Genomic DNA, 6752 nt, shown 5'->3' with positions numbered 1-6752 from the left:
TGATGCCTGGCGACAACATCACGGTCGATGTCGAGCTGATCGTGCCGATCGCCATGGAAGAGAAGCTGCGCTTCGCCATCCGTGAAGGCGGCCGCACCGTCGGTGCCGGCATCGTCGTCACCATCAAAGAGTAATTTGGACTTAAACCGATCTGTCGCGGGCGCGGAAGTTGCCCGCGCCGCGCCAGAACAAGGAAGTGACGCATGAACGGACAGAATATCCGCATCCGCCTGAAGGCGTTTGATCACCGCGTGCTCGACGCCTCGACGAAGGAAATCGTGTCGACGGCCAAGCGCACCGGCGCAAACGTCCGCGGCCCCATTCCGCTGCCGACGCGGATCGAAAAGTTCACGGTGAACCGGTCGCCCCACGTCGACAAGAAGAGCCGCGAGCAGTTCGAGATGCGCACGCACAAGCGTCTGCTCGACATCGTCGATCCGACCCCGCAGACCGTCGATGCTTTGATGAAGCTCGATCTGGCCGCCGGCGTCGACGTCGAGATCAAGCTCTAAGGGAATGAGAGCGCGGTAAGGGGCGGTGCCCCTGGCCCGGAACTCTAAAGGAATTGAACCGATGCGTTCAGGTGTGATTGCAAAGAAGGTGGGAATGACCCGCATCTATAACGATGCCGGGGAACATGTTCCCGTCACCGTTCTCCAGATGGAGAACTGCCAGGTCGTGGCGCAGCGCACGCAGGAGAAGAATGGCTACACCGCCGTTCAGCTCGGCGTTGGCCTCGCCAAGGTGAAGAACACGTCGAAGGCGATGCGCGGCCATTTCGCGACCGCTTCCGTCGAGCCGAAGGCGAAGGTTGCCGAGTTCCGCGTCTCGGCCGACAACATGATCGATGTCGGCGCCGAGATCACCGTCGAGCACTTCGTCGCCGGCCAGAAGGTCGATGTGACGGGCACGACGATCGGCAAGGGTTTCCAGGGCGTCATCAAGCGTCACCACATGGGTGGTGGTCGCGCAACGCACGGTAACTCGGTCTCGCACCGTACGCACGGTTCGACCGGCCAGCGCCAGGACCCCGGCAAGGTGTTCAAGGGCAAGAAGATGGCCGGCCACATGGGCGACACCCGCGTGACGACGCAGAATGTCGAGATCGTCTCGACCGATGCCGACCGCGGCCTGATCCTGATCCGCGGAGCGGTTCCCGGGTCGAAGGGCGCCTGGATCCTGGTCCGCGATGCGGCCAAGGTGGCACTGCCGGCCAATGCGCCGAAGCCCGCCGCGATCCGCCCAGTTGCAGCAGGAAGTGCTGCTAAGAACGAGGCTCCGGCCACAGAGGGAGCGGAATAATGGATCTCAAGATCACAACGCTTGGCGGCAAGGACGCCGGCAAGGTGAAACTCTCCGAGGAGATTTTCGGCCTTGATCCGCGCGAGGACATCCTGCAGCGCGTCGTGCGCTGGCAGCTTGCCAAGAAGCAGCAGGGCACGCACAAGGCCAAGGGCCGCGCCGAAATCGCGCGCACCGGCGCCAAGATGTACAAGCAGAAGGGTACGGGCCGCGCCCGTCACCATTCGGCACGCGCTCCGCAGTTCCGCGGCGGCGGCAAGGCCCACGGCCCGGTCGTTCGCAGCCACGAGCACGATCTGCCGAAGAAGGTGCGCGCCCTGGGCTTGAAGCACGCTCTCTCGGCCAAGGCCAAGAGCGCGTCGATCATCGTCATCGACGAGCTGAAGTTGACCGAGGCCAAGACCAAGGCGCTGATCGCGAATTTCGCGACGCTGGGCCTGAGCAACGCCCTGGTGATCGGTGGCGCCGAGCTTGACAAGAACTTCAAGCTGGCCGCGACCAACATTCCCAACATCGACGTGCTGCCCATCCAGGGCATCAACGTCTACGACATTCTGCGCCGCGGCACGCTGGTCCTTTCCAAGGCCGCCGTCGAGGCTCTCGAGGAGCGCTTTAAATGACCGACCTTCGTCACTACGACGTGATCGTCAGCCCGGCGATCACCGAAAAGTCGACCATGGCTTCCGAGCAGAACCAGGTCGTCTTCAACGTCGCCAAGAAGGCGTCGAAGCCGGAAATCAAGGCCGCCGTCGAAGCGCTGTTCGGCGTCAAGGTGATGGCCGTGAACACGCTTGTCCGCAAGGGCAAGATCAAGCGCTTCCGCGGCACGATCGGCCGCCAGAGCGACGTCAAGAAGGCGATTGTGACGCTGGCCGACGGCCAGTCGATCGACGTCGCGACGGGTCTCTGAGCAAGGCCGCGAGGACAGAACAATGGCACTGAAAAAATTCAACCCGGTAACGCCGAGCACCCGCCAGCTGGTCATCGTCGACCGCTCGGGCCTCTACAAGGGCAAGCCCGTCAAGGGTCTGACCGAGGGCCTGACCAAGTCGGGCGGCCGCAACAATTACGGCCGCATCACCGCCCGCTTCATCGGCGGTGGTCACAAGCGTTCGTACCGCATCATCGACTTCAAGCGCCGCAAGTTCGACGTCGTCGGCACGGTCGAGCGCATTGAATACGATCCGAACCGCACCGCCTTCATCGCGCTGATCAAGTACGACGATGGTGAGCTATCCTACATCATCGCCCCGCAGCGCCTTGCCGCCGGCGACAAGATCGTGGCTGGCGAAGCGGTCGACGTGAAGCCGGGCAATGCGATGCCGCTGGCCTCGATGCCGGTCGGCACGATCGTCCACAACATCGAGCTGAAGCCGGGCAAGGGCGCCCAGGTCGCCCGTTCGGCCGGCGGTTACGCCCAGCTCGTCGGTCGCGACCAGGGTATGGCGATCCTGCGCCTCAACTCGGGCGAGCAGCGTGTCGTTCACGGCTCCTGCATGGCCACCGTCGGTGCCGTGTCGAACCCCGACCACGGCAACATCAACGACGGCAAGGCCGGCCGCACGGTTTGGCGCGGCAAGCGTCCGCACAATCGCGGCGTGACCATGAACCCGGTCGACCATCCGCACGGCGGTGGTGAAGGCCGCACCTCCGGTGGCCGTCATCCGGTCAGCCCGTGGGGAAAGCCGACCAAGGGCAAGAAGACGCGGTCCAACAAGGCGACCGACAAGTTCATCCTGCGCTCGCGCCATCAGCGCAAGAGCTAAGAAGAGGTAACGCCAAGTGACTCGTTCTATTTGGAAAGGCCCCTTCATCGACGGCTACCTTCTCAAGAAGGTGGACAAGGTTCGTGAAGGTGGTCGCAATGAGGTGATCAAGATGTGGAGCCGTCGCTCCACCATCCTGCCGCAGTTCGTCGGCTTCACCTTCGGTGTCTACAACGGCCAGAAGCATGTTCCCGTCTCGGTGAACGAGGACATGGTCGGTCATAAGTTCGGTGAATTCGCTCCGACGCGGACCTATTACGGTCACGGCGCGGATAAGAAGGCGAAGAGGAAATAATCATGGGCAAGGCCAAAGCTCCGCGCAGGCTTGCTGACAACGAAGCGCGCGCCGTGTTGCGCACGATCCGTATCAGCCCGCAGAAGCTGAACCTCGTTGCCGCGCTGATCCGCGGCAAGAAGGTCGCGACAGCGCTTTCCGATCTCGAATTCTCGGCCAAGCGGATTTCCGGCACGGTCAAGAAGACGCTGGAATCGGCGATTGCCAACGCGGAAAACAACCACGACCTCGACGTCGATGCGCTGATCGTGGCGGAAGCCTATGTCGGCAAGTCGATCGTCATGAAGCGGTTCCACGCTCGTGGCCGTGGTCGCGCCAGCCGCATCGAGAAGCCGTTCTCGCACCTCACGATCGTCGTTCGTGAAGTCGAAGAAAAAGGGGAGGCCGCATAATGGGCCAGAAAGTCAATCCGATCGGTCTTCGCCTCGGCATCAACCGCACCTGGGATTCGCGCTGGTTCGCGAACACCGGCGAGTACGGCAAGCTGCTGCATGAGGACATCAAGATCCGCAAGTATCTTGAGAAGGAACTCAAGCAGGCCGCGATCTCCAAGGTCGTGATCGAGCGCCCGCACAAGAAGTGCCGCGTCACCATCCATGCCGCGCGCCCGGGTCTGATCATCGGCAAGAAGGGCGCCGACATCGAGAAGCTTCGCAAGAAGCTGATGGAGATGACGAAGTCCGAGACGCACCTCAACATCGTCGAAGTGCGCAAGCCGGAAATCGACGCGACCCTGGTCGCCCAGTCGATCGCCCAGCAGCTCGAGCGCCGCATCGCGTTCCGCCGCGCCATGAAGCGCGCCGTGCAGTCGGCGATGCGCCTCGGTGCCGAAGGCATCCGCATCAACTGCTCGGGCCGTCTCGGCGGCGCCGAAATCGCCCGCATGGAGTGGTACCGCGAAGGTCGCGTGCCGCTGCACACGCTGCGCGCCGATGTCGACTACGGCACGGCCGAAGCGCATACGGCGTACGGCATCTGCGGCGTCAAGGTCTGGGTATTCAAGGGCGAGATCCTCGAGCACGACCCGATGGCTTCGGAACGTCGCGCGACCGAGGGTGATGCTGCGCATGGCGGTGGTGGTGATCGCGAACGCGGTCGTCGTCGCGAAAACGCCTGAGACATTTAGGAATTTGGAGTTAGAACGATGCTGCAGCCAAAGCGCACAAAGTTCCGCAAGCAGTTCAAGGGCCGTATCCATGGTACCGCAAAGGGCGGCACCAACCTGGATTTCGGTGGTTTCGGGCTGAAGGCGCTTGAGCCGAACCGCGTCACCGCGCGTGAGATCGAGGCGGCCCGCCGCGCGATCACTCGTGAAATGAAGCGTGCTGGCCGTGTCTGGATCCGTATTTTCCCGGATCTGCCGGTCACGTCGAAGCCGACCGAAGTCCGCATGGGCAAGGGCAAGGGTGCCGTCGACTACTGGGCGGCGCGCGTCAAGCCGGGCCGCATCATGTTCGAGATCGACGGCGTCAGTGAAGAAACCGCCCGTGAGGCGCTGCGTCTCGGCGCGGCCAAGCTCTCGGTCAGGACGCGCTTCGTACAGCGCATCGCAGAATAAGGACGGGCTGATCATGAAAGCCGAAGACATCCGGACCAAGACCCAGGACCAGCTGACCGACGACTTGGCCAGCCTGAAGAAGGAGCAGTTCAACCTGCGCTTCCAGAAGGCCACCGGCCAGCTCGAGAAGACCGCGCGCGTGAGGCAGGTTCGTAAGGACATTGCGCGTATCAAGACCATCGCTGCGGAAAAGTCCGCGGCCAAGAAGGCTTAAGGACGAAAACCATGCCAAAGCGCATTCTGCAGGGCACCGTCGTCAGCGACAAGAACGAGAAGACGGTTGTCGTCAAGGTCGAACGGCGCTTCACGCATCCCGTGATGAAGAAGACCGTGCGCATGACCAAGAAGTACAAGGCGCACGACGAGAACAACGCCCACAAGGTTGGCGATCAGGTGTTCATCCAGGAATCGAAGCCGATTTCCAAGGACAAGCGCTGGATCGTCGTGTCTTCGGACCAAGCCTGACCTCTGGGCGTAAACAACGAATTTTGGACAGACCGGGGAGGGGCTTCGAGCCCGTCCCGTTAGAAAAGAAGAAGGCGGCCAGTCATGATTCAGATGCAAACAAACCTCGACGTGGCGGATAATTCCGGCGCGCGTCGTGTCATGTGCATCAAGGTGCTGGGCGGCTCGAAGCGGAAATACGCTTCCGTGGGCGACATCATCGTGGTGTCCATCAAGGAAGCCATTCCGCGCGGCCGCGTTAAGAAGGGCGATGTGATGAAGGCGGTCGTGGTACGCACGGCCAAGGACATCCGCCGCCCGGACGGCAGCGTGATCCGTTTCGACAAGAACGCGGCCGTTCTCGTCGACAACAAGAAAGAGCCGATCGGCACGCGTATCTTCGGACCGGTTCCGCGCGAACTCCGCGCCAAGAACCACATGAAGATCATCTCGCTCGCGCCTGAAGTGCTGTAAGGAGCCGGACCAATGCAAAAGATTAGAAAAGGCGACAAGGTCGTCGTGCTGGCCGGCAAGGACAAGGGCCGTTCGGGCGAAGTCCTCTCGGTTCAGCCGAAGGATGACACCGCGCTGGTGCGCGGCGTCAACATGATCCGTCGTCACCAGAAGCAGACCCAGTCCCAAGAGGGCGGGATCATCACCAAGGAAGCGCCGATCCAGCTGTCGAACATCGCGCTGGCCGACCCCAAGGATGGCAAGCCGACCCGCGTCGGTTTCATCTTCCAGAAGGACGGCAAGAAGGTGCGCGTCGCCAAGCGCTCGGGAGAAGTCATCAATGGCTAAGGCTCAAAGCAAGCAGGCGACTGCCACCAACACGCCGCGTCTGAAGCAGGTCTACAACGAGACCATCCGCAAGGCGCTGCAGGAGCAGTTCGGCTACGACAACGACATGCAGGTTCCGCGCCTCGACAAGATCGTCCTGAACATGGGTGTCGGCGAAGCGACCGCCGATTCGAAGAAGCCCTCGGTCGCGGCCGAAGACCTGGCGCTGATCGCCGGCCAGAAGGCCGTCGTCACCCGCGCCCGCAATTCGATCGCCGGCTTCAAGGTCCGCGAGAACATGCCGATCGGCGCCAAGGTCACGCTGCGCAAGGAACGCATGTACGAGTTCCTCGACCGCCTCGTGAACATCGCGCTGCCGCGCGTCCGCGACTTCCGCGGACTGAACCCCAAGAGCTTCGATGGCCGTGGCAATTACGCCATGGGCATCAAGGAGCACATCGTGTTCCCGGAGATCAACTACGACAAGGTTGATCAGATCTGGGGCATGGACGTCATCGTTTGTACGACTGCGAAGACGGACGACGAAGCCAGGGCATTGCTCAAGGCTTTCAACTTCCCCTTCCGCCAGTAACGGCAGCGAGAAAAG

The 6752-nt window shown here is 62.1% G+C and carries 14 protein-coding genes and 1 pseudogene; all 15 read left to right on the top strand.

The window, feature by feature from the left end:
* A pseudogene (gene tuf, locus CK226_RS22780) lies at window positions 1-134 on the top strand (elongation factor Tu); the annotation flags it as partial.
* Between the two features lie 69 nt (window positions 135-203).
* A complete protein-coding gene (rpsJ, locus tag CK226_RS22775) occupies window positions 204-512 on the top strand; it encodes a 30S ribosomal protein S10 (RefSeq protein WP_010909272.1) in 309 nt (102 codons plus the stop codon).
* Window positions 513-573: 61 nt separating this feature from the next.
* Window positions 574-1302: a 50S ribosomal protein L3 gene (gene rplC / locus CK226_RS22770; RefSeq protein WP_095775810.1), complete on the top strand. Its 729-nt coding sequence runs from the start codon at window positions 574-576 to the stop codon at window positions 1300-1302.
* Window positions 1302-1922 carry a 50S ribosomal protein L4 gene (gene rplD / locus CK226_RS22765; RefSeq protein WP_019857964.1) on the top strand — a complete coding sequence of 207 codons (621 nt, stop codon included), beginning with the start codon at window positions 1302-1304 and terminating at the stop codon, window positions 1920-1922. The genes rplC and rplD overlap by 1 nt, the downstream gene beginning before the upstream one ends.
* A complete protein-coding gene (locus CK226_RS22760) occupies window positions 1919-2212 on the top strand; it encodes a 50S ribosomal protein L23 (RefSeq protein ID WP_010909275.1) in 294 nt (97 codons plus the stop codon). The genes rplD and CK226_RS22760 overlap by 4 nt, the downstream gene beginning before the upstream one ends.
* Window positions 2213-2234: 22 nt before the next feature.
* On the top strand, window positions 2235-3068 hold the full coding sequence (gene rplB, locus CK226_RS22755; protein WP_095775809.1) for a 50S ribosomal protein L2: 834 nt from the start codon (window positions 2235-2237) through the stop codon (window positions 3066-3068).
* A gap of 16 nt (window positions 3069-3084) precedes the next feature.
* Window positions 3085-3363 (top strand): 30S ribosomal protein S19, encoded by a 279-nt coding sequence (rpsS, locus tag CK226_RS22750; protein ID WP_006205463.1) that lies wholly within the window; start codon window positions 3085-3087, stop codon window positions 3361-3363.
* A 2-nt stretch (window positions 3364-3365) separates the two neighbouring features.
* Entirely contained in the window at window positions 3366-3755 is a 390-nt protein-coding gene (gene rplV / locus CK226_RS22745) for a 50S ribosomal protein L22 (protein WP_006205462.1), read from the top strand.
* Window positions 3755-4480, top strand: a complete 726-nt coding sequence (rpsC, locus tag CK226_RS22740) for a 30S ribosomal protein S3 (protein ID WP_027028840.1) — start codon at window positions 3755-3757, stop codon at window positions 4478-4480. The genes rplV and rpsC overlap by 1 nt, the downstream gene beginning before the upstream one ends.
* 27 nt (window positions 4481-4507) lie before the next feature.
* Window positions 4508-4921: a 50S ribosomal protein L16 gene (rplP, locus tag CK226_RS22735; RefSeq protein WP_010909279.1), complete on the top strand. Its 414-nt coding sequence runs from the start codon at window positions 4508-4510 to the stop codon at window positions 4919-4921.
* Between the two features lie 13 nt (window positions 4922-4934).
* A complete protein-coding gene (rpmC, locus tag CK226_RS22730) occupies window positions 4935-5135 on the top strand; it encodes a 50S ribosomal protein L29 (protein ID WP_006205459.1) in 201 nt (66 codons plus the stop codon).
* An 11-nt stretch (window positions 5136-5146) separates the two neighbouring features.
* On the top strand, window positions 5147-5386 hold the full coding sequence (rpsQ, locus tag CK226_RS22725) for a 30S ribosomal protein S17 (RefSeq protein WP_010909280.1): 240 nt from the start codon (window positions 5147-5149) through the stop codon (window positions 5384-5386).
* A gap of 84 nt (window positions 5387-5470) precedes the next feature.
* Entirely contained in the window at window positions 5471-5839 is a 369-nt protein-coding gene (rplN, locus tag CK226_RS22720) for a 50S ribosomal protein L14 (protein ID WP_006205457.1), read from the top strand.
* Window positions 5840-5851: 12 nt separating this feature from the next.
* On the top strand, window positions 5852-6166 hold the full coding sequence (gene rplX, locus CK226_RS22715; protein ID WP_019857966.1) for a 50S ribosomal protein L24: 315 nt from the start codon (window positions 5852-5854) through the stop codon (window positions 6164-6166).
* Window positions 6159-6737, top strand: coding sequence for a 50S ribosomal protein L5 (gene rplE / locus CK226_RS22710; protein WP_010909281.1), 579 nt, complete (start codon window positions 6159-6161; stop codon window positions 6735-6737). The genes rplX and rplE overlap by 8 nt, the downstream gene beginning before the upstream one ends.
* Window positions 6738-6752 lie beyond the last annotated feature (15 nt).

The organism is Mesorhizobium sp. WSM4311, assembly GCF_002295115.1.
Classification (GTDB): domain Bacteria; phylum Pseudomonadota; class Alphaproteobacteria; order Rhizobiales; family Rhizobiaceae; genus Mesorhizobium.
Note: the sequence above shows the minus strand (reverse complement) of the source record. Positions and strands in the feature narration are given on the sequence as shown.

What these genes read in the sequence shown, in the direction of transcription:
- rpsJ (WP_010909272.1), top strand. Translation starts at nt 204, where the DNA reads ATGAACGGACAGAATATCCGCATCCGCCTGAAGGCGTTTGATCACCGC.
- rplC (WP_095775810.1), top strand. Translation starts at nt 574, where the DNA reads ATGCGTTCAGGTGTGATTGCAAAGAAGGTGGGAATGACCCGCATCTAT.
- rplD (WP_019857964.1), top strand. Translation starts at nt 1,302, where the DNA reads ATGGATCTCAAGATCACAACGCTTGGCGGCAAGGACGCCGGCAAGGTG.
- CK226_RS22760 (WP_010909275.1), top strand. Translation starts at nt 1,919, where the DNA reads ATGACCGACCTTCGTCACTACGACGTGATCGTCAGCCCGGCGATCACC.
- rplB (WP_095775809.1), top strand. Translation starts at nt 2,235, where the DNA reads ATGGCACTGAAAAAATTCAACCCGGTAACGCCGAGCACCCGCCAGCTG.
- rplV (WP_006205462.1), top strand. Translation starts at nt 3,366, where the DNA reads ATGGGCAAGGCCAAAGCTCCGCGCAGGCTTGCTGACAACGAAGCGCGC.
- rpsC (WP_027028840.1), top strand. Translation starts at nt 3,755, where the DNA reads ATGGGCCAGAAAGTCAATCCGATCGGTCTTCGCCTCGGCATCAACCGC.
- rplP (WP_010909279.1), top strand. Translation starts at nt 4,508, where the DNA reads ATGCTGCAGCCAAAGCGCACAAAGTTCCGCAAGCAGTTCAAGGGCCGT.
- rpmC (WP_006205459.1), top strand. Translation starts at nt 4,935, where the DNA reads ATGAAAGCCGAAGACATCCGGACCAAGACCCAGGACCAGCTGACCGAC.
- rpsQ (WP_010909280.1), top strand. Translation starts at nt 5,147, where the DNA reads ATGCCAAAGCGCATTCTGCAGGGCACCGTCGTCAGCGACAAGAACGAG.
- rplN (WP_006205457.1), top strand. Translation starts at nt 5,471, where the DNA reads ATGATTCAGATGCAAACAAACCTCGACGTGGCGGATAATTCCGGCGCG.
- rplX (WP_019857966.1), top strand. Translation starts at nt 5,852, where the DNA reads ATGCAAAAGATTAGAAAAGGCGACAAGGTCGTCGTGCTGGCCGGCAAG.
- rplE (WP_010909281.1), top strand. Translation starts at nt 6,159, where the DNA reads ATGGCTAAGGCTCAAAGCAAGCAGGCGACTGCCACCAACACGCCGCGT.